Here is a 24,472-nt window from a genome sequence, read left to right on the forward strand (position 1 = left end):
ATGTCACGACCAGCCCCGGCATTTGCATCCGTCGCGTCCGTCCGGTTCGACGCCGATGCCGACGCCAAGCTTTCGGCGCTCAGGCGCACCAAGTTCGTCGCCGCCGCAGCACTCGCGTTTTGCGTGCTGATCTTCGCGGTGGCGAAATCGCTCGAGAGCCGGCATGCATGGCTGGGCTTCGTCGCCGCTTTCGCCGAGGCGGCGACGATCGGCGGGCTGGCCGACTGGTATGCGGTGGTGGCGCTGTTTCGGCGGCCACTTGGCCTGCCGATCCCGCATACGGCCATCATCCCGGAAAACCAGAATCGCATCGCCGACAATCTCGGCCGCTTCATCGAGGTGAATTTCCTGGCGCCGGAACCGGTGCGCGAAAAGCTCGCCGAGGTCGACTTTTCGGCGCTGGTCGCGGACTGGCTGGCCGACCCGAACCGCGCCGCCGATTTATCGCGCTTCGTCGGCCGGCTGGTGCCGCAGACGCTGGCGGCGGTCGAGCAATCCGGACTGCGCGGCTTCGTCACCAGCCGTGTGCTGGAGCAGATCGAAAAGGTGCCGCTGGCGCCGCTCGCCGCCGAGCTGCTGTCGGCGCTGACTGACGATCGCCGCCACCAGAAACTGTTCGACGAGTTCACCAAGGTGGTCGGCCGCTTCCTGAGCGACGAGCAGGCGCTGGCGACGATACGCGAGAAGATCCGCGAGGAACTGCCGTCGCTGTTCAACCTGTTTCGCGCCGACGCCTATCTGTTGAAGAAGATCGTTGCGTCGGCCGGCTCGCTGCTCGATGAGGTGCGGGCCGATCCGCACCACCCGATGCGAGCCGAATTCGACCTTTTCGTCGAAACCTTCGTCGAGCGGCTGAGGACATCCAAACAATATGCCAGGCGCGCCGAAAAGCTGAAGCGCGATTTCCTTGCCCGGCCGGAGCTCAGCGCGCTGGCCGGCGATATGTGGGACAGCCTGCGGCTGTTCATCGAACAGGACGCCAAGGCGCCGAATTCGATGATCCGCGACCATCTCGCCACCATGTTCGTCGAGGTCGGCCGCCATCTTGCCGACGACGCGCAGATCAGGGCCGACATGAACCAGGGGTTCATCGTGGCGCTGGCCTCCTTCGTCGAAAGCCAGAAGAGCGGCGTGTCGAAGTTCATCGCCGACCAGGTCAAGCGCTGGGACCTCGCGCAACTGACAAGGCTTATCGAAATGAACATCGGCAAGGACCTGCAATATATCCGCTTCAACGGCATGATCATCGGTGGCCTTGCCGGCCTCGTGCTCTACACTGCCGAACGGCTGTTTCTTGTCGGCTGACTAGTCCGAATGGACCGCTGAGCTTCGCTGCACTATCTTCCGTGCAGTGGCGGCGTTCGCGGCAACAGGGAGAGAACCAGCATGGCAAAACGACCGGAGTCCGAGTCCTTCATCGACATGTTCGGCAAATTCGGCCGCGACCTGAAGCTGCCGAATGTCGATGTCGAGGCGATCCTCGCCCACCACGCCAGGAACCTGGAAGCGCTGGAGAAGTCGGCACGGGCGAGCGCCGCCGGAGCGTCGGCGCTGTTGTCAAGGCAACGCGAGATGCTGCAGGACACGCTGCGCGAAATCACCCACATGGCACAAAGCTACAGAGCACCCGGCAATCCGCAGGAAATGATGCAGAAGCAGGCGGCGTTCGCCAGGAAATCCTTCGAGACCGCGCTGAAGAATGCCGGCGAGATGGCCGAACTGGCAAGGGCGTCCGGCACCGAATCAATTGAAATCCTGCGCAGCCGCATCAAGGAGGCGATGGAGGAGATCCGCGCCGGCGACGACAAGAGGTAAGCTGTTCCCCGGCAGCACGCTTGCCGGCAGCGAAGACCGGCGTTCGCGGCCGAAGATTATGGGCTGGAATCGCACTGGCGAATTGACAGGGGCGGCCCGTCGTGGTCCGGAACAGGCAAGCGATCGGGAAAGCAGGAATGACGCAGATACGGCCGAGGACGCCGCCGACCTTCGAGCAACTCAGGGCGATGGCCGGGCAGGAGTTGGGCGTTTCGGACTGGACGCTGGTCGATCAGCACCGCATCGACCAGTTTGCCGAATGCACGGGCGATCATCAATGGATCCATGTCGATCCCGAGCGGGCGAAGCGGCAAAGCCCGTTCCGCACCACGATCGCGCATGGCTATCTGACTCTGTCGATCATCGGCGCGCTGGCGCTCGAGATGGGGATCGTACCTGAAAACACGCAGGCCGCGTTCAACTACGGTTTCGACAAAGTGCGCTTCGTGGCGCCGGTCAGGGTCGGCTCGCGAATCAGGCTGCGCACCACGCTGTTGTCGATGGAAGACAAAGGTCCGGGGCAATATCTGATGAAGGCCGCCAATACGGTCGAGATCGAAGGCGAGCAGAGGCCGGCGCTGACCGCCGAGACGCTCGTCATGCTTTATGCACGCCGCAAGCGGGCAGGGGCCTGAGAGTTCAGCCTCAGTTTTGCGGCAGCGCAATCAACGCGACATCGCCTGTTCAAGCGCCCTGAAAACCCGGTCGTCTCCCGATTGGGCGACGTTGAAGCGCATGTAACGGCTGGCCGAACGAGACAGGCTGAACGCATTGCCGGGCGCAAGCACGACATTGGCCGACAGAGCATGGCGGGCGACGTCCGCGGCATCTATCCCCTCCGGCAGCCTGCACCATAGAAACATGCCGGCGGGCTGATCTATCCATGGCACGATGCCGATCGCCCTGAGGCGGGTGCCGGTTTCTTCCATGGCGCGCGAGAGCCGCGCGCGCAGCAGATCGACGTGCTTGCGATAGAGGCCGTCCTTCAGCAGCGTCAGTACCAGTTCGGATGCAAGCCGACCGCTGCCAAACGACGTGGCGATCTTGAGATCGGTCAATCCTTCCATCCAGTCGCGAGGAGCGGCGATGAAGCCGCAGCGCACCGATGCCGACAGCGTCTTGGAAAAGCTTCCGATATGAATGACCCGGCTGAGGCCGTCGAAGGCAGCCAGCCTGGGCGCCGGTGTGTGTTCGAAATCGGCGAAGATATCGTCCTCGATGATCGTCAGCCCCGACTGGTCGGCGAGCTTCAGCAGCCGATGGGCAACGACCGGGGACAATATCGCGCCGGTCGGATTGTGGAGCGCCGAATTGGTGATGTAGAGGCGCGGCCGGTGCTCGTTCAGCGCTTGCGCGAACCGTTCGATGTCCGGACCCGAGCGCGTGTAGGGGACGCTGATCACCTTGGCCCGATGGGCGCGCAACAGGGCATGGAAGTTGAAGTAGCAGGGATCGTCGACCAACACCGTGTCACCCGGTTCGAGCAGGAACCGGCACAGCAGGTCGATCGCCTGAGTGCCCGATTCCGCCAGCATGATCTGGTCCGGGGAGGCTTCGATACCGTGCTCGGCCATGCGCCGCGCCAGCAGATGGCGTAGCGCCGGCAAGCCGAGCGGCGTGCCGTAATCGGTCAGCGCTGCGTCGTCCGCGCGGGCCATCGTCCGCAGCGCGCGACGCAATCCGGCCTCGGGCATCCATGACGCCGGCAACCAGCCGCAACCCGGTTTCAGGACGCCGTCGCCGGCTTCCAGCGATTGGCGCGAGACCCAGAGCGGGTCGACAGCACGGTCAAGCCTGGGGCCGATCTCGGCCAGCGACAACGGAGCCAGCGGTCCGGCGGCATAGAAGCCCGAGCCCGGCCGCGAGCGGATCATGCCTTCCGCCGCAAGACGCTCATAGGCTTCGACCACGGTGGATTTGGAAACCTGCATGGCCTTGGCGAACGCCCGGATCGAAGGCAGCCGCATTCCCGGTGTGAGGCTGCGCGCGGCGATCCTGTGCCTGATCGTCGCCATGACGCTTTCGACAAGCGTCCGGCTGCCCTCATCTGTTGTCGTCTGCTCATCCATCCGTACTGCTCGCCCTACCATGACGGTTTTGTCAAACTGTACCTGATTGTCTCTGGCGGAGCCAGACGCCCGGCCCGATAGAGGGCGAAATCAGCGGGGCATCGATGGACAAGGTGGCGAGTAGTTGGGCGGCGAGTGGTTGGGCGGCGAGTGGTTGGGCGGCGAGTGGCTGGGTCAACGGGTTCATAGGCGTGCTGATCTTCAGCGGTTCGCTTCCGGCGACGCGCGTGGCGGTGATGGATTTCGATCCGGTGTTCGTAACGGTCGCCCGTGCGGCTTCGGCGGGCATCCTCGGCCTGGCGCTGCTGCTCGTTTTTCGCCAGAAGCGTCCGGAGCGGCGAGATCTGTTCCCGCTGGCGATCGTGGCGCTTGGCGTCGTGGTCGGCTTTCCCCTGCTGACGGCGCTGGCGCTCAAGCACATCACGTCGGCTCACTCCATCATTTTCGTCGGCCTGTTGCCGTTGGCGACCGCGATCTTCGGCGTGGTTCGAGGCGGCGATCGCCCGAAGCCGGCGTTCTGGCTGTTCTCGTGCCTCGGTAGCGCCCTTGTCGCCGGTTTTGCAGTCACGCAAGGCCTGTCGGTCTCGCCGCTCGGCGATATCTTGATGCTGGCCGCCATCATCGTGTGTGGATTGGGCTATGCCGAAGGAGCGGCGCTGTCGCGCAAACTCGGCGGTTGGCAGGTGATTTCGTGGGCGCTGGTGCTGTCGCTGCCCCTCATGCTGGCGCTGACGTTCATCACTTTGCCGCCGTCGCTCGAAAGTGCCGGCAGGGGCGCCTGGATTGGTCTGGCCTATGTTTCGCTGTTCAGCATGCTGATTGGTTTCGTGTTCTGGTATCGCGGCCTGGCGCAAGGCGGCATCGCCGCCGTCGGGCAGTTGCAACTGCTGCAGCCCTTCTTCGGCCTTGGGCTGGCAGCAGCGCTGCTGCATGAGCAGGTCAGTCCCGCCATGATCGTCGTCACCGCCGCCGTCGTGCTTTGCGTCGTCGGTGCCAAGAGATATGCGAGATAGATGCGCCGGCTGCCGGAGTTGCATGCGAACCGGGTGGAATCCTCAAGGATGCTTGGCAACGATATCAGTTCGCCCGGCAGTGGCGCGGGCTGAAAATACCGCAAGGATCAGCGCCATCAGCACCAGGCCCGTCGCCACCTGGAAAGTGACCTGCATCCCTCGTGCCGCTGCCGCAGGTGCCAACACTGCCAAGCCAGTGCCTTCCCCAGCCGATGCGAAGGCGAACACCGCGCCCATCACCGACGCACCGGTGATCAGGCCGAGATTGCGCGACAGATTGAGCAGGCCGGAGACGACGCCACGCTGGTCGGATGCGACGCCCGTCATCACGGCCGAATTGTTGGAGGTCTGAAACAGGCTGTAGCCGGTGCAGACGATGATGATTGGCAAGACATAGCCGGCAATACCGAATTCCGCCCGCGACAGAGCAAAGGTGCCAATAGCGAGATCGAACAGGCCGACGATCATCATCCGGTTCGCCCCGAAACGATCGACCAGGCGTCCGGCCGGCAGCGCCGCCAATGCGGTAATCAGAGGGCCGGTCGACAGAACCAGCCCGACCATGGCCGCGTCTAGCCCAAGCGCGCGCGACAGATAGAATGGTGCGACCACCAGCGTCGCCATCATCACCGTGGCGACGATCAGGTTCATGGCGAGGCTTGCGTTCAACGCCTGGTCGCGGAACCTCGCAGGTTGAATCAAAGGGTTCTGGACCCTTGTCTGCGCAATGACAAACAGCAGGCCAGCCACGGTTGCGGCAATCAGCAAGCCGACATTGAGAGAACCAAAACTGCCACGCCCAAGGGTCATGGCGAGCGCATAGGCGGCTAGCGTCAGCGCGAGCAAAGCCGTGCCGATCCCGTCGAAACCGCGCCGACCTGGCGTCTTTTTTCCGGCCGGCAGGAAGCGCCAGGCAAGCGCAAAGGCCAGCATCCCCAATGGCAGATTGATGAGGAAGATCGCGCGCCAGCCGAGGCCGGCGATCAACTGTCCGCCAAGGGAGGGGCCAAGCGTGGTGCCGATCGCCGACATGGCGCCGAGCAGGCCCATGGCGCTGCCGGTTTTATCCCGGGGAACCGTGTCGGCGACAAAGGCCAGCGTCAGAGCCATCATAATGGCCGCGCCGAGCCCCTGTGCCGCCCGAGCGGCAATCAGCAGCCAGAGCGTCGGCGCGAGCCCGCAAAGCACCGATGCGAACGTGAACAGGGCAATGCCGCCGAGCAACAGCGGTCGGCGGCCGAATAAGTCGGCGAGCCGCCCGACGCTGACGATCAAGGTAGTAATGGCGAGCAGATAGGCCAGGACGACCCATTGCACGAGCTGGAACGATGCGCCGAATGCCTGCATCAGCGATGGCAGCCCGACGCTGGCGATGCTGGTGGCGAGCGACGACAGCAGCGTTGAAAGCGACAGGCTTGCCAATGCCCATCGGGTCGAGCGTGCGCTCACCGGGGCAACTTCGTCCCAGGTCTTTTCAGCGGTCGATGCCAAGGTGAACTCCTTTGCCGGCAGCCCCCAATCGGAGCTGTCGGACGCTATTCCCTCGCATGATGTGGCGTAAGGCGCAGTATTTGCATCTTATTCGTGCATGAAACGCCACATCGCGGCCGAGCTGTGCTACGGTCCTTCCATGTCGTCACCCGATCTCAATCTGCTTGTCGCCCTCGATGTGCTGCTGAGCGAGGGCAGTGTGGCGCGCGCGGCCGGGCGGCTGCGCCTCAGTCCCTCGGCGATGAGCCGGACGTTGGCGCGGTTGCGCCAGGCGACAGGCGACCCATTGTTGGTCCGGGCCGGCCGTGGCCTGGTTGCGACGCCGCGCGCGCTCGAATTGCAGCAACAGGTAGGCCGCGTCGTTCAGGATGCGGAAGCGCTGCTGCGCCCGGCCAAGCTCCTCGACCTCCCTGCTCTCGACAAGGTCTTCACGCTGCGCGCCAACGAAAGTTTCGTCGAGGAGTTCGCACCGCGTCTTCTGACCCGTGTCGAAGCGGATGCACCTGGCGTGCGGCTGCGTTTTGCGCCGAAATCCGACAAGAACGACATGTCGTTGCGTGACGCGGCGGTTGACCTCGAAATCGGGGTTGCCAGTGAAACGAACCCTGAAATGCGCATTCAGGCGCTGTTTCGCGACCGCTTCATCGGTGCGGTGCGAACGGGTCACAGCCTGGGCGAGGGCCCAATGACGCCGGAACGCTATGCGGCCGGCCGCCACATCAGCGTTTCGCGGCGTGGCCGCGAAAAGGGCCCGATGGACGAGGCCTTGAAACTGCTCGGTCTCCAGCGGACGATCGTGTGCATGGTTTCCAGCTTCTCGGCCACGCTCGCCATGGCGCGCGCCTCCGATCTGATCGCCAGCGTCCCCGAACGGCACACGCTGGGCGCGCGCACGGGCATGTACAGCTTCCCGTTGCCGGTCGATATCGAGGAGGTTACCATTTCGATGCTGTGGCATCCGCGACTTGATGCCGATCCGGCACAACGCTGGCTGCGAGCCTGCGTGCGGGAGGTCTGCGCGTCGTTTCGCTGATCCAAACTCAGGGCGTGATCTAGAATCTGGTCACCACGCCGATGCCTATGCCTTCGAAGCCGCCCATCGCCATCAATGCGGCCGGCGCCTCTTCGAGGCTGATCTTCTTGCCGACCAGCAGTTCGGGTTTCAGCTTGCCGGTACGGATCATCTCCATCATCGCCTGGTAGCGAAACGCCTGCATGCCGTGGCTGCCGCGGATTTCGAGCTCGAATGCGATCACCTTGTCCATCGGTATCTGCGGCCTGGCATGGTCGCCGAGCATCAGGCCGACCTGCACGTGGCGGCCGCGACGGCGCAGGTTCGCGATCGAGTTGAAAGAGGTTGTGGGGTGGCCGAGCGCGTCCATCGACATATGCGCGCCGCCATTGGTGATCTGCTTGACCGCCTTGACCACGTTCGGCGTCTTTGCCGCGTTGATCGTCGCCACCGCGCCGATCTTTTTGGCAAAGTCCAGCTTCTCGTCCGTGAGGTCGATGGCGACGACATTGGCGCCCATGGCGCTGGCGATCATGATCGCCGACAGGCCGACGCCGCCGCAGCCATGCACGGCAACCCATTCGCCGGGCGTCACCCGGCCCTGATCGACGATGGCGCGGAACGAGGTGACGAAGCGGCAGCCGAGGCTAGCGGCGGTGGCGAATTCCATCTCGTCGGGGAAGCGTACGAGATTGGTGTCGGCATGGTCGATGGCGACATATTCGGCGAACGAACCCCAGGCGCTGAAGCCGGGCTGGAACTGATGTTCGCAGACCTGGTGGTTGCCCGACGTGCATTCGAAGCAGCGGCCGCAGCCGACGGCAAACGGCACAGTGACGCGCTCGCCGCCCTTCCAGCGGGTCACCTGGTTGCCCACCGCGGCCACGACGCCGGCAAGCTCGTGGCCAGGCACATGCGGCAGGCGGATACCGTCGTCGTGCCCCATCCAGCCATGCCAGTCGCTGCGGCAGAGGCCGGTGGCCTCAACCTTGATGACGACGCCTTCCGGCGCCGGCGTCGGATCCGGCACGGTCTGGATCGTCGGCGCCTCGCCGAATTTTTCGAAGACGACGGCTTTCATCGGCTGTTCCTCATGACTTCTGCGATTTGCGGTCTATTCGGCATCGATCTGGTTCTCAGGCGCGGCCTTCTGGAACGCCGGCAGCGCCGTGCAGGCGGCATTGATGCGCGAGATCGTCGGGTAGGGCGTCATGTCGACGCCGAAGCGGGCATTGCTGGTGACCTGTGCGACCAGGCAGATGTCGGCCAGCCCCGGCGTGTCGCCATGGCAGAATGTCTTGGTCTCGGGCGAGGAAGCCAGAATCTTTTCAAGCGGCTGGAAGCCTTCGTTGACCCAGTGCCGGAACCAGTTGACGACATCCTGGTCGCCGGCGCCGAACAGTGTGCGCAGCGAGGTCAGCACGCGCAGATTGTTCACCGGATGGATGTCGCAGGCGATCATCTGCGCCAGCATCCTGACGCGGGCGCGGCCAGGCGCATCCGTGGGCAGCAGCGGTGGCTCAGGCGTGGTCTCGTCGAGATATTCGATGATCGCCAGCGATTGCGTCAGTAGCCTGCCGTCGTCTAGGACCAGTGCCGGCACCAGCCCTTGCGGATTGACCGCGAGGTAGGCGGGTTCGAGATGCTCGCCGTGGCGCAAATGATGCGGCACGTAGTCGTAGGACAGGCCCTTCATCTCCAGCGCGATCCGCACCCGGTAAGAGGTCGAGGAGCGGTAGTAGTTATGGAGGACGATGTCGCTCATCGGATCGGTTGGCCGATGGTCAGTTCGATTTCGCCGATGCCGTCGACGCCACCGGTGATCTTTTCGCCCGGCCCGACGGCGCCGACGCCAGCCGGTGTTCCGGTGAAGATCAGGTCGCCGGGCTTAAGCTCTAGCGCCTCGCTGCAAATCGAGACGATGTCGGGAACCGGCCAGATCAGTTCGGCGAGGTCGCCGTCCTGCCTGATCTCGCCGTCGACCGCGAGCCAGATGCGGCCCTTGTCGGGATGACCGGATTTTTGCGCCGGAACCAGCGGGCCGCAGGGCGCTGAACGGTCGAAGGCTTTCGACCAGTCCCACGGCCTTGCCGCCTTTTTTGCCTCGTCCTGAAGGTCGCGGCGAGTCAGGTCGACGCCGACGCCGTAGCCCCAGACATGGTCCAGCGCGCGCTCGCGCCGGATGCGGAAGCCGGCTCCGCCGATCGCGACGACCAGCTCGATTTCGTGATGCAGGTTTTGGGTCAGCGGCGGGTAGGGGATAATCGTGCCCGAACCGACCGCCGCATCGACCACTGCGTCGCCTGGCTTGGTGAAGAAGAAGGGTGGGTCGCGCTCGTCATTGCCGAGCTCGCGGGCATGAGCGGCGTAGTTGCGGCCGACGCAGAAGATCCGGCGCACCGCAAAACGCTCCGGCGAGCCGGCCACGGCCACCGACGAGGTTGCGGGCAGGGGAAGGACGAAGCCGGTCATGCACTGTCTCTGTTCAGTGGATCTGTCCGCGGCACATTCGGCCGATTTGGGCAAACGGGCAAGGCATTGGATGGCGGAAGAGCAGGCCTGCCGCACGGTGCCGCGGAAATCGCCGGTACATTTTGCTCTGCCGGCCAAGATGGAGATGTACCATTTGCCGTTAGGCTGGCCATGGCGCGCAGCGCCTGCCGCCAACGCCTGAGACTGTCGACCGTTGGTTTCGAGTAACGGACGTGAGAGCCCCTTTTCGGTCCGTCCTGTACTTCGGGCGTGTCGTTATCTCGCACTTGCACAAAGCTCTGGTGCGCTGCAATATAGCTGGAGGAATGCGGCCTTCCGCCCGCCTTTCGCAGGTTCAATGAAGGGACCGGCATGACGGACATCTCCGCGACGCGTCTTGTCGTGTCCAGGCCTGTGGCCGATAGCTCGGCAAGAACCAGGCTTGCCTATCTCGACGGCTGGCGCGGCCTGTCGATCGCGCTGGTGCTGATCGGCCATTTCTTCCCCGTTCCCGGCATCAATCTCGGCGTCCTGGGCGTCGAATTCTTCTTCGTGCTCAGCGGCCGGCTGATGGCCGAGATCCTGTTTGTCGAATACTATCCGCTGAAGAAATTCTTCAAGCGCCGGTTCTCCCGCATCTACCCGGCACTGCTGATTTTTGTCGTCGCCGCGATGGTTGCCTTGTCCGGCACATTCATCGCCTTCAAGTGGAAGGCGGCGCTGACGGCGCTGACGTTCACCTACAACTATGCCGGAATTCTCGTCACCCGCGCCGGCGCGCTCGACCATATCTGGTCGCTCTGCGTCGAAGAGCACGCCTATATCATCCTGGCGCTGATCAGCGTCGTCGTCTCGGGGCGATTCCGGGTCATCATGTTGCTCGGCGTATTGTCGGTGCTGGCCATGGCAAACGGCGCCATCTCCTACTGGGTGCTCGCAATAGCCTACGAGGGCACCTATTGGCGCACCGACGTGCACATCGCCTCGATCCTGCTGTCGGCGGTGATATGCCTGCTCAAGGCCGACGACAGGCTGCCGGCGCTGTTCAAGGGGCCACATGTCGCCCTGGCGGCCTCAGTAGTGGCTGTGCTCCTTTTCATGGCTGCCGTGCCAACCCCCATCCACTATCTGGTCGCGGTGCCGCTGCTGGCACTCGCCGTCAATTCGCTCGACTTCGGCAGCCGGTATCTGACCGGGTTTCTATCGTCCCTGCCGATGACGATGCTGGGGCTGTGGTCGTATTCGCTCTATCTTTGGCAGCAGCCCTTTTATCAATTCGTCGACATAAAAGGCAGTTCGCCGTGGTTGATGCTTGCGGCGGCGTTCGCTTGCGCGCTGTGCAGCTACTACATCATCGAAAAGCCGGCCCGCTCCTGGCTGAACCGCAATTGGTAGGGCGTACGGCGCCCGCCGTTCAGCCGGCGATCCGTCTTGCATAATACCGCACGGGTTTCCTGCCGCCGTGGATTACCGCGTCGCCCACTTCCGCAAAGCCGAGTGCGGCATGGAAGGCGTCCGAAGCCGGATTGGGTGGCTCGGCATTGACTTCGCAGGTGACGATCGCCTGGCCCGCGCGTGACGCCTGCTCGAACAGATCCTCATACAGCCGGCGGGCATGGCCGCGCCCGCGCGCTGCGGCGGCGACCACGACGCGATCGACATAGACGAACCGCGGGTAACGCTGGCGAAACCACAGGAAGTTCGGGCTGTCGTAGCTGGCGTCCTGGTCGAAGGTCATGATGAAGGCTTCGAGCGTACCGATGCGGCGCGTGTAAAACGCTTCGGCGAGCAGGAAGGACAGGCGCTCGGGTTCGAGCCACGACAATTCGGCGGCATGCTCGTTGTTGAGCGCGAGGATTGCGGACTCATCACGCGGCGAAACCCGTTCGATCGGCAAACGCACTTCGATCATGTTGTTCGATCTTCCAGGATCACAGCCGGGCGGCTGCGATGGTCGCCGCCACCAGCGCCTCGTCGGTCACGGTGTTGCGGTATTCGCGGTCGAGGTCGGTGCCGCCCATGCCGACCCTTGGGTTGCGGTAACGCATAGCGCTCTGCACGTCCTTGAGCGCGGCGAAGTGCATTTCGCTCAACCCGGTTTTCCCCCGCACCTTGCCGATGTTCTCGGGATCAAGCCCGCCGCAGCCGAGGATGATGATGCGGTCGCCGGCCTGCCTGACAAGATCGGCGAGCAGGTCCGCGCCCTCGAGCGCCGTGTCGCGCTGGCCGCTGGTCAGCACGCGGCCGACCTTGCAGCGGATCAGCGTCTCCAGCGCCTCTGTCGGGTTGCGGGTCATGTCGAAGGCGCGGTGGCAGGTGACGTTCAAGTTTCCCGCCGCCTTAACCAATTCGCTCATGCGCTGTTCGTCGATGGTGCCGTCGGCAGTGAGGCAACCGACGACGACACCGGCGACGCCGAGCTCGGCAAGCGCGCCGACATCGGCGAGCATCGAACGATATTCGGCTTCGCCATAGAGAAAATCGCCGCCGCGCGGCCGCACGATGACGTGGAAGGGGATCGTCGCCAGCTCGAGCGCCGTGCGCACCGTGCCGAAGCTCGGTGTGATGCCGCCCTCGATCAGGCTGGCACAGAGCTCGACACGGTCGGCGCCGGCGGCTTGCGCGGCCAGCAGGCCGTCTATGCCTTCGACGCAGATCTCGATCAGCGGCAGGCGAGGGCGTTCGGTCTCGATCATAGGCGATCCGTCGATGATTTCAGCTGCCCAGCGGTAGCATCGGGCATGGTGCGATGAAAGCCGGAACTGTTGGCTCAACACGCGACAGGGCGGCCGGCGGTGCTCCAATTTTGCCGCTTGACACATCCATAACCGTTCAGCTATATGTCGATTCATAGCCAGCGAGTTATTGATTGATTAACAGCACAGCCGACCGAAAGCTAAATGTGCGGCCGGCAGAAACACGCCTAAGGAGACCACCATGCAAGCACGGTTGAGAAACCCGGTGATGCTCATTCCCGGCGCCTTGCAGGCACTGCTCGCGCTGGACAAGTCGACGGAGACGGCCGACCTGTCCTATGTGACGCGCAAGCTCGTCCATTTACGCGCCAGCCAGATCAACGGATGCAGCCTCTGCGTCGATATGCATGCGCGCGAATTGAAGAAGGCCGGCGAGAAGGACGAGCGCATCTTTGCCGTGTCCGCATGGCGGGAGACACCCTACTTCACCGACGCCGAACGCGCCGCGCTGGCACTGACCGAGGCGGCAACCCGGTTGGCCGATCGGCCGGATCCGGTGCCGGATGCAGTCTGGGACAAGGCCGCCCGGCACTATGACGAAAAGGCGCTTGCCGCCCTGGTCGTCCAGATTGCCCTGATCAACGCATTCAACCGGCTCAACGCAACCACCAGGCAGATGGTCGGCGCCTGGGGCTGAACGGGGCCGGGTTCTCGAAAAGCCACTTCAGATCCGCAGCTTGTACGAATTCGCGCGGACGAAGTCGATGAAGGCCCGCAGCTTCGGCGGTACCAGGCGGCGGCTCGGATAATAGAGGTGGAGCGGCTCGTAAGCGGGACAGAAAGGCTCCAGCACCTTGACCAGCGCGCCTGAGGCGAGAAGCGGCGCGGCGAGGCCCTCGACGGCGAAGGCGAGGCCCAGCCCTTGCGCGGCGGCGGTAATGCACAGCGGAAGTGTGTTCACGACCAGACATGCGTCCGGCGTGAATGCGACTTCGCGTCCATCCACGGTGAACTCCCAGGGCGAAATCGCGCGCGTGCGGGTGAGGGCGAATGCGATGCAGCGATGGGCGGCGAGGTCGGCCGGCCGCTTCGGTGTGCCTTTGCGCGCCAGATAATCGGGGCTGCCCACCACGACCATCTGCAGGGGCCCGCCCAGGCGCGCGCCGATCATATCTCTCTCGAGAAGCTCGCCGATGCGCAGGCCGGCATCGAAGCCCTCGGCGGCGATGTCGACGAAGCTGTCGTCGAAAATCAGACTAAGCCGCACTTCGGGATAAGCATCCATGAACGGCCGCATCAGTGGCTCTATCAGCAGCGGCGCGGCGATCCAGGGCAGGCTGAGGCGCAGCGTGCCGGCGGGACGATCGCGAGCTTCGCGCAGTGCCGCGCCAGCCGCCCAGATATCTTCGGCTGCCGGGCGCACGTGGTCGAGGTATTCAGCGCCAGCTTCGGTCAAGCCAACGCTGCGGGTCGTCCGGTTGAGCAGCCGCACCCCCAGGCGCTCCTCGAGCCCCTTGATCGCCTCGCTTAACGAGGCCGGAGCGACGCCGAGCTCGGCGGCGGCGCGGGTGAAGCTTTTGGCCTCGGCGACTTTGACGAAGGCGACGATGCCGCTGAACTGGTCGAGGCGCATTGTAAGGATTTTCCAAATAGCCCTGTCGAATTCTACCGGTTTTTCCGGCGAACGAAAGGCGTCATGTTGGGTCTGACGAACGGGCCTCGGTGTTGGGAACGGCTCGAACAGGCAAGGAGACAGGACCGATGACCAGGCTTGCTTTACTCGCCGCCGGCACTCTTCTGGCGGTGTCTGCCGCCCCGGCGCACAGCGGGCCACTGGAAGACCGCAATATCCAGCTCATCAAAGGCTATTACGCAGCTTACGCGACCGGTAATCCCGAGGCCGTGCGGCCCTTCCTCGCGCCCAACATCGTGTGGCGCATTCCCGGCCATCATCCGCTCGCCGGCGACAAGCGCGGGCCGGACGAGGTGGTCGCCTTCTTCCGCGGCCTGGCCGACGGCAAGTTCAAGGCCGAGCCGATCTTCTTCCAGGCGCAGGGCGACCTCGTTGTCGACGTCCATCGCGGCTGGTCGAATGTCGGCTCAGGTCCCGAGATCGACCAGTTCTACGCGCTGATGTTCCGCATCAAGGACGGCAAGATCGCCGAGGCACAGAATTTTTTGACCGACATGTACCAGTCGGACGCTTTCTACTGGGCGCATTACCCGCTGAAGCCGCTGCCCGGCCGACTGGCCGGCCAGCGCTGAGACGGCGGTCTTTCTCGCAACGCGCCGCGCTTCTCGCTCCAAGCCAAAGGAGACTTGCGATGCTTAAAACCCTGACCCTTGCCGTAGCAACCACCGCCGCGCTCGCCGCCTCCAATGCCGTCGCCGCACCGCGCGTCGAGCGCGTCACATTCTCTTCGCATGGTGAGCAGCTTGTCGGCGAGCTCTATCTGCCGGAGGATCTGGACGAGGCAAAACCTCGGCCGGCGCTGGTCGTGACCGGCGCCTGGATGACGGTGAAGGAACAGATGCCGGCCCGCTACGCCCGCGAGATGGCCGATCGTGGCTTCGTCGCCTTGACCTTCGATTTTCGTGGGTGGGGCGAAAGCGGCGGCCTACGCCGCCAGTACGAGGATCCTAGGGCCAAGATCGCCGACATCGAAGCGGCGGTCGCCTATCTCTCGCGCCGGCCCGAAGCCGATCAGGACCGCATCGGCGGGCTCGGCATTTGCGCCAGCTCCGGCTATATGGTCACCGCCGCCGCCGAAAACGCCGCGATCAAATCGGTCGCCCTCGTTGCGCCCTGGTTGCAGGATGCCGAAGTGGTCGAGCAGGCCTATGGCGGCCGGCATGGCGTCGTCAGGCTTGAGGCCGTGGGCGATGCGGCCGAGGCTGAGTATCGCCGCACCGGCAAGCAAGCGTTCTTGCCGGCCGCGAGCCTGACCGACGAGCGCGCGGTCATGTTCAAGGTGCCCTATTACACCGAGCCCGATCGCGGCATGATCCCGGCCTGGCGCAACGAGGCCGATCCGGCGTTCTGGCGCGGCTGGCTGACGTTCGACGCCATCCAGGCTGCTCCGCGCCTGCACCAGCCTTTTTTGATGGTGCACAGCGAGGCGGCTGCCATTCCGCAGGGGGCGCACAAATTCTACACGCGGCTGACCAGTTCCAAGCGGGAGCTGTGGCTCGACAACGTCACCCAGTTCGATTTCTACGATCGTGCCGCGCCGGTGAAGGCCGCAAGCGATACCGTCGCCGCGCACTTCCGCGCGACGCTGGGCAGTGCGGGGGAGGCGGGACAATGAGCCTCGTCACGCGCCGGCATGTCCTGGCCTCGGCGGTTTCCGCTGCGATGATTTCCGCCGTCTCGGCGCCCGCCTCGAGCGCTCCGGGAGATGCGCTGACGGTCAAAGACAGGATCGCAATCGCCGAGGCGATTGCCGGGATCGGCCTCTATGCCGATCTGCGTGAATGGAACCGGGTCAGATCCTATCTCGCGGCCCGTGTCACGACCGACTACACCAGCCTCTTCGGCGGCGAGGTCACGACTAGCGGCCGCGACGCGTTGATCGCGCAGTGGCAAGGGCTGCTGCCGGGCTTCGACGCCACCCAGCACCTCATAACCAACATCACCGTCGAGGGCGCGGGCAATGACGCGGTCGCACGCAGCCATGTCCGCGCAACCCACTGGATCGGCGGGCGGTTCTGGACGGTCGGTGGCAGCTACCTCCACCGGCTGGTGCGGACGCCGGAAGGTTGGCGCGTCAAGGCAATCTCCATCCGCCGCTTGTACGAAGAGGGGGATCGCGCCGTTCTGGCCGCTGCGGCCGACCGGGTAAAGGCGAAGGCCAAATGAGTGTTCGGGTTTGCGCAGGCCCAATCGCGCGGCGAGGTTGCTCGGAGCATCGGCAACGTGAATATTGATCGAAATGTCGGGGCAGGCTTGGCGCATGCGGCATTAGTGCCGCCAACCGCGGAGACAGGACATGACCCTTTCATTGCAGGAGGTTTCCGATAGGCTTGAGATCGAACAGCTGCTTGTTCGCTATTGCTATGCGGTGGACGATCGCGACTGGGAAGCCTATCGCAAAATATTCACACCCGATGCCTTGCTTGACGACACTGTAACAGGTGGAATCAGGAGCGGTGTGGATGAGCATGTTGCTTACATGAAAGGCGCCCTTTCCAAGATATTGATCTCGCAGCACGCCATTTCGACAATCCTTCTGGATCTCCGAGGGGACGAGGCCAGCGCGCGCGTGCATTGTTCATGCCCGATGGTGGTAGACCTCGGCGAAGGCAAAAGGCAGGTCTTCTTCCAGGGGCTTTGGTATCGAGACCGCGTCGTACGCACGTCCGAGGGCTGGCGCATAAGTGAACTGGTCGAGGAAGGCTATTGGAATCACAATTTGCCGGAGGGGTTCGCGTTCTGACGTCTGTTACGCGCTGTGCTGGATCCGCCCCGGACGCCGTTCTCAGACCTGGCAGCTACTGGCGCAACACGGTGTTCTTGGTGCCTTCTTCGACCTGGTCGATGACCAGCAGCTTGACCGGGTCGGCGCCGACATTGGTCGCCTGATGCCATTGCCCGATCATCTCGATGATGAAATCACCTGTTTGATAGGTGTTGCTCTTGCCGGTCTCGACATTGGTGACCTGAAGCGTGCCGGCCTCGACATAGGCATAGCGCGGAAACGGATGCTTGTGGACCGGCAAGGTCGCGCCCGGCGCGATCTGATAGGCCGAGACCAGGACCTGGACGTTGTTCTGCGGCAGCGTGATCGGCTGGCCGGACGCGGTCTCGGTGCGAGAGGCAAGCGGGGTCACGACAACCGGCGTCCCGCCGGCATCCAGCGCCTGGGCGTTGTTTGCAAACAGTGCAGCCGCGAGCAGCAGCGTCGGCGCCAAGATTTTTCGCATGATTCCCCCAGGCTGCGTCAGCATCGCGCAGCACGCATTGGTGCGCAAGCTTGTCTGTTGGGGAGCGCCTTATCCCGCTCTTCTGAACATGCCTGGCGTCATGCCATGCATAGCCCGGAATGTACGGGACAGATGGCTCTGGTCCGCGAAACCTGCTGCGATAGCGGCGTCGGCGAGGCCAGATCCCTGTTCGATCAGCGCGCTCGCCCGGCGCAATCGCCGGTCCCGGATATAGGCCGCCGGCGTCAGGCCGATCGCCTTGTTGAAGTCGCGGATGACCTGGAACCGGGTCACGCCTGCCACGCCGGCAAGCCGCTTGAGGTCGAGCTGCGAACCAAGTTCGCTTTCGATAAGGTCGCGACAGAGCGAAAACCTCCGCTGCGATCCTGAGCTTTCGATCTCTTCGGCCTGTCCGCTCGAGCCGCCATGCCGAACGATCAGCCGTCGCAGCGCCACGAGCAGGGACGTCTCGGCCGTCATTGTTTCCGGGGATGTCGAGCCCTGGTGTGCTGCCATCAATGCCGCGGCGAGACTGCTGTCTTCGATCGTCGCGCGCGAAAACATTGGAGCGCCGTCCCGGCCGAGTTCGCGGGCAAGCGCGGTCATCAGCGGCACCGAAGGATAAAACGTCCGGTAGGCCCAGCCTTCGTCCGCGCCGCGTTCGCCGTCATGCCACTCCTCGGGATTGACGACGGCAATGGTGCCTGCCGGAGCGAGAACGCTTTTGCGGCCGATGCGAATGCGCTCGCAGCCAGAGGTGATCAGGGCGATCACATAGGTCGGGTGCGTGTGCAAGTCATAGCGATGCCGGGTGAAGCGCGCCTCGAACAGGCCAAGGTCGGGGAAGCACGGATGGCGCCAGTATTTCCCGGTCTCTGCCGCTTCGTTTGTCCTTGCCATGGTCAATCCGGTTCAAGACGCCTCTCGCCGGGCCTTCTATGGCTGGCAAACCAAGCCGCTTTTTGTCGGCGGAAAGGAGGCACCATGTTGCATAATGACCCCGTCGCCGCGCTGACACCAGAGGTTATAGGCTGGCGGCACCATCTCCATGCCAATCCGGAGCTCGCATTCAATGAATACGAAACGGCCCGTTTCGTTGCAGAGAAACTGCGCTCTTTCGGCGTCGACGAGGTGCATGAGGGGATCGGCGGCACCGGCGTCGTCGGTGTCCTGCGCAGCGGTGGCGGCGCACGCGCCATCGGCCTTCGCGCCGAGCTCGACGCGCTTCCGGTGCTGGAGAAAACCGGCTTGGCCTATGCCTCCAGGAAAGAAGGAGTAATGCACGCCTGCGGCCATGACGGCCACACCGCGATGCTGCTCGGCGCCGCCAAATTGCTTAGCGAGTCGCGCGCCTTCGACGGCGCCGTCACTTTCATCTTCCAGCCAGCCGAGGAAAACGAGGGAGGCAGCATGCGCATGATCGAGGACGGCCTGTTCAAGCGCTTTCCGGTCAAGGCGGTCTATGCGGTCCACAACTGGCCGGGCTTCAGGTTGGGGACGATCGCCGCCCGCGCTGGTGCGCAAATGGCGGCCGTCGATAATTTCGAACTGACCTTCGAGGGTCTTGGCGCGCATGCCGCGATGCCGCAGCTCGGCGACGACCCGATCCTGGCCGCCGGCGCCTTCGTGCAAGCCGTCCAGCGCATCGTCAGCCGCTCGGTCGACCCGCAGAGCGCGCTTGTCGTCAGCATTACGCAGATCCATGGCGGCAATGTCGGCAACATCGTGCCGGGCAAGGTCTGGCTGCAAGGCACCTGCCGCTTCTTCGAGCACGGCCTTTCCGACCATTGCGAGAGGCTGATCGGCGAGATCGCACAAGGTATTGCCGCCGCGCATTCGCTCAAGGCCAGGCTCGACTACAGGAAGGGCTATCCGCCGCTGATCAATACGGCCGATGCGACGGCCCGCGCCGTCGTGGCCGCCGCCTCCGTCGTCGGCCGGGAGAATGTCTTGACCGAGTTCAGCCCCAGTCTCGGCTGCGAGGATTTCGCTTTCATGATCCGCGACGCCGGCGGCTGTTATGCGTGGATCGGTGCCGGCGAGGTCGGCCCGGGCGAAGGCCTGCACGGCGACCGCTACGTTTTCAACGACGAAATCGTGCCGACGGTGATGCGCTATTACGTCAACCTCGTCGAGCAGACGCTTCCGCGGGCCGATCCTTCTACAGCAGTTTTTCCGGCGTGATCGGCAACCCCCGGATCCGCTTGCCTGTGGCGTCGAAGACGGCGTTGGCAACAGCAGCGGCAACGCCGGTGGCGCCGAGTTCGCCGATGCCTTTGCCGCCGATCGGGCTGGCATGCTCGTCCACCTCATCGACGAAGTGGATTATGATGTCGCCGGGAATGTCGGCGTTGACCGGAATGGCGACCCCGGAAAGGTTCTTCGACAGGAACCGCCCTAGCACCGGTTCGTGCCTGCTCTGCTCCATTGCCGCCATGCCCCAGCCCCAGATGATGCCGCCCGTCATCTGGCTGCGTGCGGTGCGGGGATTGACGATGCGGCCGGCGCTGTAGCTGCCGACGGCGCGACGGAGCCTGAGCAGGCCGAGCCCCGGATCGACGCCGACCTCCATGAAAATCGCGCCGAAAGTGCGCATGGCGAGGCCTTTGCCATGCTGCGCCGGATCGAACGAGCCGGAGCCGACGATCTCGCCGATGTCGGTATGGCTCATCACATCGGCGATCGTCTGACCGCCGGCAGCGCCCCTGCGGCGAATCTTGCCGTCCTGCATCTCCACCTCGTCTGGCAGCAGATTGGCAAGACGGGCAAGCTGCGAACGCGCATCTTCGGCGGCGGCAAGCACCGCCGCGCCCACCCCCATGGTCGATGACGAACCATAGGTCGGTCCCGCCTCCGGCAGCTGCGTATCGCCCATTTCCAACTCGATCTTCTCCATCGGCAGGCCCAGCACGTCGGCTGCGATCTGCGGAAAGATGGTGAGTGTTCCGGTCCCTATGTCCTGCGTGCCGGTGCGGATGAGCACCGTGCCGTCCCTGTGCAGCCTGACCTCGGCTGCAGGCGTCGGGTGGCGGAAACAACCCATGGTACAGGTCGCCATGCCGTAGCCGATCAGCCAATCGCCGTCGCGTTGCGGCTTGCGCGGGCGCTCGCGCCAGCCGAACAGGCGGGCGCCTTCCTCATAGGCCTCGCGCAGCTTCTTCGATGACCAGGGCTGGCCGGTGGCCGGATCCGTGTCCGCATGGTTGATCAGACGCAGGTCGAGCGGATCGACGCCCAGGCGGTGGGCGAGCTCGTCCATCGCGCTTTCGAGGGCCCAGGTGCCTGGACCCTCGACCGGCGCGCGCAGCGCCGTCGGCATGGCGACGTTCGCGCGCTCGACGCGCTGGCTGAGACGCATCGCCGGCGTGGCGTAGAGACCCTTCGAGGCTTCGGTGGCGAACTCGACGAAATCGTCGCTCACGGTGGTCAGGTTGATCACGTCCTGTTGCACGGCGGTCAGCTTGCCCGAGCTGTCCGCCGCCAGCACGATCTTCTGCGCCATGCGCGGCTGATAGCCGAGACAGGAATAGGCGTTGGCGCGGCTTAGCGCCAGCCTGACCGGGCGCTGCATGATGCGCGCGGCGGCGGCGGCCAGCACCTGATGCGGCCAGATCCAGCCCTTGCCGCCGAAGCCGCCGCCGGTATGGCGGGAAATCACGCGGACCTTCTCGGCCGGGACATTCATGCGGGCGGCAAGCACCTGGCGGACACCGTAGACGTGCTGCGTGGCATCGTGCAGCGTCAGCTCTCCGTCATTCCACTCAGCGAGCGTCGCCGAGGGCTCCATCGCGTTGTGATGACGCGACGGCTGCAAATAGACGGCTTCGACCGTGGCGGCGGCGTCAGCAAGCCCGCGGTCGACCTCGCCCTTCGTAAACGTCGGCTCCAGGAACAGGAAGCCGCTCTCCCTCGGCGAGACAGCAGCCTTGTCGATGGCGGTCCACTCCGGCGGTGCCGGCAACTCCGGCTCGGCGAACTCGTAGCGCAACGCGACGCGGCGAGCGCCGGCTTCCGCCGCCTCCAGCGTCTCGCCCAGCACAATGGCAAGCGGCTGGCCCTCGTGACGTATCTCGTTGCCCTGCATGGGCATGAAGCTCTGCGCGGCCGGCGGGCCTTCGGCTTGCTGCATCTGCGTATCCGGCTCGGCCCTTGGCGATGCGAACCGGCCGAATTTTGGCATGTCCTCATGCGTGAGCACACGCACGACGCCCTTCTCGGCGAGCGCGTCGTCGACCATGATCGACGTCACGCGGCCGGCCGGAACGGGCGCGGTCACGAGTACCGCATAGAGCAGGTCGGGGGCGAAATAGTCGGCCGCATAGCGGGCGCGGCCGGTCACCTTGGCGCCGCCGTCAGGGCGGGCAACAGGCTGGCTGATCATCATGACGGCATCCTCGCTGCTCTTTCGATCGCCCGCAAAGCGGCGGTCTTGGCCAGTTCGATCTTGTAGGCGTTCTGCGACAAGGGACGCGCTTCGGCGAAGGATTGCTCGATAGCGGTGCTCAACGCCTCGCGATCGCCGATTTCGGCGCCGGCGAGCTGCTCCTCGGCGGCGCTCAGCCGCCACGGCCGCAGCGCGACGGACCCCAGCGCCAGGGCAGCCCGACGAATGGTTTGGCCGTCCATCTCCAGTACAGCGGCGGCGGAGACGATGGCGTATTCGTAGGATTCGCGCTCGCGCACCTTGAGGTAGGCAGATCGCGGCGCCGGCGCCGGCAGCTCGATTGCCGTAATCAGTTCGCCTTGCTGCAACACATTGTCCGCCTCGGGCCGCGTGTCGGGAAGCAGGTGGAATTCCGTTGCCGGAATGCGCCGGCCGCCGCTGCGGTGCGCGGTGACGATGACCGCATCAAGTGCTGCCAGCGCCACCGCCGGGTCGGATGGCTGGGTGGCGACGCAATCCTCGGTCCAGCCGAAGATTGCGTGATTGTCGTTGATGCCATGCAATGCCGAGCAGCCGGAGCCGAGCTCACGTTTATTGCATGGCAGCTGCTCTTCGGCACGGAAATAGGCGCAGCGCGTCTTCTGCAGCAGATTGCCGCCTATCGTTGCGAGATTTCTCAGTTGCGGCGACGCCGCGTTGAGGATCGCCTGGCTCAATACGGGATAATCGCGCATCACCAGCGGATGCTGCGCGACATCGTTGAGATGCGTCAGCGCGCCGATCGTCAAGCCGCCGCCGGGCAGTGCCTCGATCTGATCCAGCCCATCGAGGCGGGAGATATCGATGATCCGCGCCGGCCCGGCAATTCCAAGGCGCAGCCAATTGAGCAATTCGGTGCCGCCGGCGAGAAAGGCGCTGTCCGGCGCGGCACCGGCCGCGATCGTGTCGCCCAGGCTGTCGGCGCGCGCGTAGACGAATGGGGTCATTGGCTCACCCTCCCGGCCGCCGCGCGCACCGCCTCGGCGATTTGCGGATAGGCGGAGCAGCGGCACAGATTGCCGCTCATCCATTCGCGGATCTCGGCATCGGAGCCGGTATGTCCCTCCTCGATCAGCGCCGCCGCCGACATCACCTGGCCGGGCGTGCAGAATCCGCACTGGAAACCATCATGATCGATGAACGCCTGCTGCACGGGATGAAGCGCGTCGCCGTCTGCCAGCCCTTCGATCGTCGTGACCTCGCGTCCCTCGCAGGACACGGCAAGTATCATGCAGGCATTCACACGCCGTTCGTCGAGATGCACGGTGCAGGCGCCGCACTCGCCGAAATTGCATCCCTTTTTCGTTCCGGTAAGATGAAGCCGCTCGCGCAGCAGGTCGAGCAGCGTGACGCGGGGATCGAGATCGGAAAGGCTGTGGTCCTCTCCGTTCACCCGCAACCGCAATAGGTGCCGATCGTGGAAGTCCATTGGGGGTTACCTCGAAGCACATGCCGTACTCGTCGCAGGGACTCGTCCAGCAAGCAGCCACCCACCTGTCGAGGCGAAAATAGGGCGGTCGATTCCGGTGAAAAGGCGCCGCCGGTCAGGGAAGGCTAAAAAAGCGCATTTGAGATTTGCGGCGGAAAGGCCCTGAATGCCGCCGCAAAAAGTGTCACCGTAATTCCGTAATTCCCGTAATTCAGATTGGCTTGGGCGGCCTACATTGAGAACATTGCCGCGCCGCTGTCCAATCTAGGGCAGGCGGCTTTCCATGGCAGGTCGGCCTTGCGACTGGCAATGTCGTCCGGCAAATGAAAGATGAAGCTGAGAACTACGAGTTCGCGATCGGACGACGCCAGGATTCGCCGCAAGCGCACAGGAAACGAACCGTGACCGTGATCGCACTGAGGCGCTACTCGTTGCCGGCGGGCCGAGGAGGATTGCTCGTGACGGTCGGCTAGGGACGGTATCGCGCGGCAGTGTTGAACGCGGCCTGGGGATCAGTACGATCACGAGGGAAATCAGGGAGCGGATCGCCGCGGTGGCAAGGAGGTGCTCCATGCCGGTCGTGGCGTCTGTGACCGCAGGGGCAGGCGCTGTCGAAATCCGCACCCGGCTCATGCCGCTGTTTCCCGTGATGCCACCGCGCTGCACACGCCTCAGCCAGCACGTTCAATTCTCACCGTGACGGAACCGGGACGATCAAAGATCGAAACATCGCCGGCGACCTTCCCGAGCACAACGATGCCGGACGACGGGACGCGACCATTCCGATAGTAGATCACGAAATGATCGGAACTCCACAGCCCGAGCGTGCCGACCGAGAAGTCGCGCTGCCGTGTCTGTTCCGGAAATGGAGCCGGTAGATTTACCGGTCTTCTTCCTGGCGAAGGTGGTCGCTCATCTCAATGGTAAGCGGCAACATCTGAGCAAGAGATTTTGCGGCTTCGTTATCGGCAAGATCGGCCGTGACCTCGCCCCAGTCTGATGAAATGCGAATACGTTCTTGAGCCATCCTGGGTCCAACCATTCCAAATGCAATAACGCCAGCGCTCAGCAGTGATTTCAGCACGGGTCATTCCTCCGTTTTCTAGGCAGATGGAGCCCGCCCCAGCAA

The 24,472-nt window shown here is 64.2% G+C and carries 27 protein-coding genes; 12 read left to right on the forward strand and 15 right to left on the reverse strand.

Going from position 1 to position 24,472, the window contains the following annotated elements:
* The 3 genes from NKH60_RS09850 (at nt 1) to NKH60_RS09860 (ending at nt 2,450) form a co-directional block, all read left to right on the forward strand.
* Nucleotides 1–1,305 carry a DUF445 domain-containing protein gene (locus NKH60_RS09850; RefSeq protein ID WP_352872032.1) on the forward strand — a complete coding sequence of 435 codons (1,305 nt, stop codon included), beginning with the start codon at nt 1–3 and terminating at the stop codon, nt 1,303–1,305.
* Between the two features lie 81 nt (nt 1,306–1,386).
* Entirely contained in the window at nt 1,387–1,815 is a 429-nt protein-coding gene (locus NKH60_RS09855; RefSeq protein WP_352830992.1) for a phasin family protein, read from the forward strand.
* Between the two features lie 137 nt (nt 1,816–1,952).
* Nucleotides 1,953–2,450, forward strand: a complete 498-nt coding sequence (locus NKH60_RS09860) for a MaoC family dehydratase (RefSeq protein WP_023676428.1) — start codon at nt 1,953–1,955, stop codon at nt 2,448–2,450.
* Between the two features lie 30 nt (nt 2,451–2,480).
* Here NKH60_RS09860 and NKH60_RS09865 read toward each other — a convergent pair whose 3' ends face one another.
* Entirely contained in the window at nt 2,481–3,884 is a 1,404-nt protein-coding gene (locus NKH60_RS09865) for an aminotransferase-like domain-containing protein (protein ID WP_352830990.1), read from the reverse strand.
* 104 nt (nt 3,885–3,988) lie between these two features.
* Here NKH60_RS09865 and NKH60_RS09870 point away from each other — a divergent pair, with 104 nt between their 5' ends.
* Nucleotides 3,989–4,897 (forward strand): DMT family transporter, encoded by a 909-nt coding sequence (locus NKH60_RS09870; RefSeq protein ID WP_352850144.1) that lies wholly within the window; start codon nt 3,989–3,991, stop codon nt 4,895–4,897.
* A gap of 42 nt (nt 4,898–4,939) precedes the next feature.
* Here the strand turns inward: NKH60_RS09870 and NKH60_RS09875 are convergent, their stop codons facing one another.
* Nucleotides 4,940–6,388, reverse strand: coding sequence for an MFS transporter (locus NKH60_RS09875; RefSeq protein WP_502907740.1), 1,449 nt, complete (start codon nt 6,386–6,388; stop codon nt 4,940–4,942).
* Nucleotides 6,389–6,527: 139 nt separating this feature from the next.
* Here NKH60_RS09875 and NKH60_RS09880 point away from each other — a divergent pair, with 139 nt between their 5' ends.
* Nucleotides 6,528–7,421: a LysR family transcriptional regulator gene (locus tag NKH60_RS09880; RefSeq protein WP_352831274.1), complete on the forward strand. Its 894-nt coding sequence runs from the start codon at nt 6,528–6,530 to the stop codon at nt 7,419–7,421.
* Between the two features lie 19 nt (nt 7,422–7,440).
* On the opposite strand, the gene NKH60_RS09885 is transcribed toward NKH60_RS09880, so the two are convergent.
* From NKH60_RS09885 to NKH60_RS09895, 3 genes are read right to left on the reverse strand one after another with little or no spacing between them, the layout of a single operon-like run.
* On the reverse strand, nt 7,441–8,481 hold the full coding sequence (locus tag NKH60_RS09885; protein WP_352830987.1) for a zinc-dependent alcohol dehydrogenase family protein: 1,041 nt from the start codon (nt 8,479–8,481) through the stop codon (nt 7,441–7,443).
* Nucleotides 8,482–8,514: 33 nt separating this feature from the next.
* Nucleotides 8,515–9,165, reverse strand: a complete 651-nt coding sequence (gene maiA / locus NKH60_RS09890; protein WP_352500892.1) for a maleylacetoacetate isomerase — start codon at nt 9,163–9,165, stop codon at nt 8,515–8,517.
* On the reverse strand, nt 9,162–9,872 hold the full coding sequence (locus NKH60_RS09895; RefSeq protein ID WP_352614016.1) for a fumarylacetoacetate hydrolase family protein: 711 nt from the start codon (nt 9,870–9,872) through the stop codon (nt 9,162–9,164). Before NKH60_RS09895 ends, maiA begins: the two co-directional genes overlap by 4 nt.
* A 372-nt stretch (nt 9,873–10,244) precedes the next feature.
* On the opposite strand from NKH60_RS09895, the gene NKH60_RS09900 reads away from it, so the two are divergent.
* Nucleotides 10,245–11,267 carry an acyltransferase family protein gene (locus tag NKH60_RS09900; RefSeq protein WP_352850145.1) on the forward strand — a complete coding sequence of 341 codons (1,023 nt, stop codon included), beginning with the start codon at nt 10,245–10,247 and terminating at the stop codon, nt 11,265–11,267.
* Between the two features lie 19 nt (nt 11,268–11,286).
* On the opposite strand, the gene NKH60_RS09905 is transcribed toward NKH60_RS09900, so the two are convergent.
* The gene (locus tag NKH60_RS09905) at nt 11,287–11,784 is read right to left on the reverse strand and encodes a GNAT family N-acetyltransferase (RefSeq protein ID WP_352830983.1); all 498 of its coding nucleotides are present in this window, start codon (nt 11,782–11,784) and stop codon (nt 11,287–11,289) included.
* Between the two features lie 19 nt (nt 11,785–11,803).
* Nucleotides 11,804–12,568 (reverse strand): copper homeostasis protein CutC, encoded by a 765-nt coding sequence (locus NKH60_RS09910; protein ID WP_352830982.1) that lies wholly within the window; start codon nt 12,566–12,568, stop codon nt 11,804–11,806.
* A 241-nt stretch (nt 12,569–12,809) separates the two neighbouring features.
* Here NKH60_RS09910 and NKH60_RS09915 point away from each other — a divergent pair, with 241 nt between their 5' ends.
* On the forward strand, nt 12,810–13,265 hold the full coding sequence (locus NKH60_RS09915) for a carboxymuconolactone decarboxylase family protein (RefSeq protein WP_352830980.1): 456 nt from the start codon (nt 12,810–12,812) through the stop codon (nt 13,263–13,265).
* A gap of 27 nt (nt 13,266–13,292) precedes the next feature.
* On the opposite strand, the gene NKH60_RS09920 is transcribed toward NKH60_RS09915, so the two are convergent.
* Nucleotides 13,293–14,201, reverse strand: a complete 909-nt coding sequence (locus NKH60_RS09920; protein WP_352830978.1) for a LysR family transcriptional regulator — start codon at nt 14,199–14,201, stop codon at nt 13,293–13,295.
* A gap of 128 nt (nt 14,202–14,329) precedes the next feature.
* On the opposite strand from NKH60_RS09920, the gene NKH60_RS09925 reads away from it, so the two are divergent.
* From NKH60_RS09925 to NKH60_RS09940, 4 genes are all read left to right on the forward strand, one after another.
* Entirely contained in the window at nt 14,330–14,833 is a 504-nt protein-coding gene (locus NKH60_RS09925; protein WP_352490639.1) for a nuclear transport factor 2 family protein, read from the forward strand.
* A 59-nt stretch (nt 14,834–14,892) separates the two neighbouring features.
* A complete protein-coding gene (locus tag NKH60_RS09930; RefSeq protein ID WP_352830976.1) occupies nt 14,893–15,876 on the forward strand; it encodes an alpha/beta hydrolase in 984 nt (327 codons plus the stop codon).
* Entirely contained in the window at nt 15,873–16,427 is a 555-nt protein-coding gene (locus NKH60_RS09935) for a nuclear transport factor 2 family protein (protein ID WP_352685043.1), read from the forward strand. Before NKH60_RS09930 ends, NKH60_RS09935 begins: the two co-directional genes overlap by 4 nt.
* Nucleotides 16,428–16,557: 130 nt before the next feature.
* Complete coding sequence (locus NKH60_RS09940; RefSeq protein ID WP_352539721.1) at nt 16,558–17,004, forward strand: nuclear transport factor 2 family protein; 447 nt, start codon at nt 16,558–16,560, stop codon at nt 17,002–17,004.
* Nucleotides 17,005–17,059: 55 nt separating this feature from the next.
* Here the strand turns inward: NKH60_RS09940 and NKH60_RS09945 are convergent, their stop codons facing one another.
* A complete protein-coding gene (locus NKH60_RS09945; RefSeq protein ID WP_352539722.1) occupies nt 17,060–17,491 on the reverse strand; it encodes a cupin domain-containing protein in 432 nt (143 codons plus the stop codon).
* Nucleotides 17,492–17,560: 69 nt separating this feature from the next.
* Nucleotides 17,561–18,391: an AraC family transcriptional regulator gene (locus NKH60_RS09950; RefSeq protein WP_352685039.1), complete on the reverse strand. Its 831-nt coding sequence runs from the start codon at nt 18,389–18,391 to the stop codon at nt 17,561–17,563.
* Nucleotides 18,392–18,475: 84 nt separating this feature from the next.
* On the opposite strand from NKH60_RS09950, the gene NKH60_RS09955 reads away from it, so the two are divergent.
* Nucleotides 18,476–19,675 carry an amidohydrolase gene (locus NKH60_RS09955; RefSeq protein WP_352872039.1) on the forward strand — a complete coding sequence of 400 codons (1,200 nt, stop codon included), beginning with the start codon at nt 18,476–18,478 and terminating at the stop codon, nt 19,673–19,675.
* Here the strand turns inward: NKH60_RS09955 and NKH60_RS09960 are convergent.
* From NKH60_RS09960 to NKH60_RS09980, 5 genes are all read right to left on the reverse strand, one after another.
* A complete protein-coding gene (locus NKH60_RS09960; RefSeq protein ID WP_352830975.1) occupies nt 19,653–21,875 on the reverse strand; it encodes a xanthine dehydrogenase family protein molybdopterin-binding subunit in 2,223 nt (740 codons plus the stop codon). The two genes, NKH60_RS09955 and NKH60_RS09960, sit on opposite strands and share 23 nt — an antisense overlap.
* Complete coding sequence (locus NKH60_RS09965; protein ID WP_352830973.1) at nt 21,872–22,861, reverse strand: FAD binding domain-containing protein; 990 nt, start codon at nt 22,859–22,861, stop codon at nt 21,872–21,874. Before NKH60_RS09965 ends, NKH60_RS09960 begins: the two co-directional genes overlap by 4 nt.
* Nucleotides 22,858–23,343: a (2Fe-2S)-binding protein gene (locus NKH60_RS09970; RefSeq protein ID WP_352830971.1), complete on the reverse strand. Its 486-nt coding sequence runs from the start codon at nt 23,341–23,343 to the stop codon at nt 22,858–22,860. Before NKH60_RS09970 ends, NKH60_RS09965 begins: the two co-directional genes overlap by 4 nt.
* 671 nt (nt 23,344–24,014) lie before the next feature.
* On the reverse strand, nt 24,015–24,161 hold the full coding sequence (locus NKH60_RS09975) for a hypothetical protein (RefSeq protein ID WP_352766966.1): 147 nt from the start codon (nt 24,159–24,161) through the stop codon (nt 24,015–24,017).
* 62 nt (nt 24,162–24,223) lie between these two features.
* Nucleotides 24,224–24,427, reverse strand: a complete 204-nt coding sequence (locus NKH60_RS09980) for a cyclophilin-like fold protein (RefSeq protein ID WP_352470375.1) — start codon at nt 24,425–24,427, stop codon at nt 24,224–24,226.
* Nucleotides 24,428–24,472 lie beyond the last annotated feature (45 nt).

It is taken from the genome of Mesorhizobium sp. M1006 (genome assembly GCF_040318825.1).
Taxonomy (GTDB): Bacteria; Pseudomonadota; Alphaproteobacteria; order Rhizobiales; family Rhizobiaceae; genus Mesorhizobium.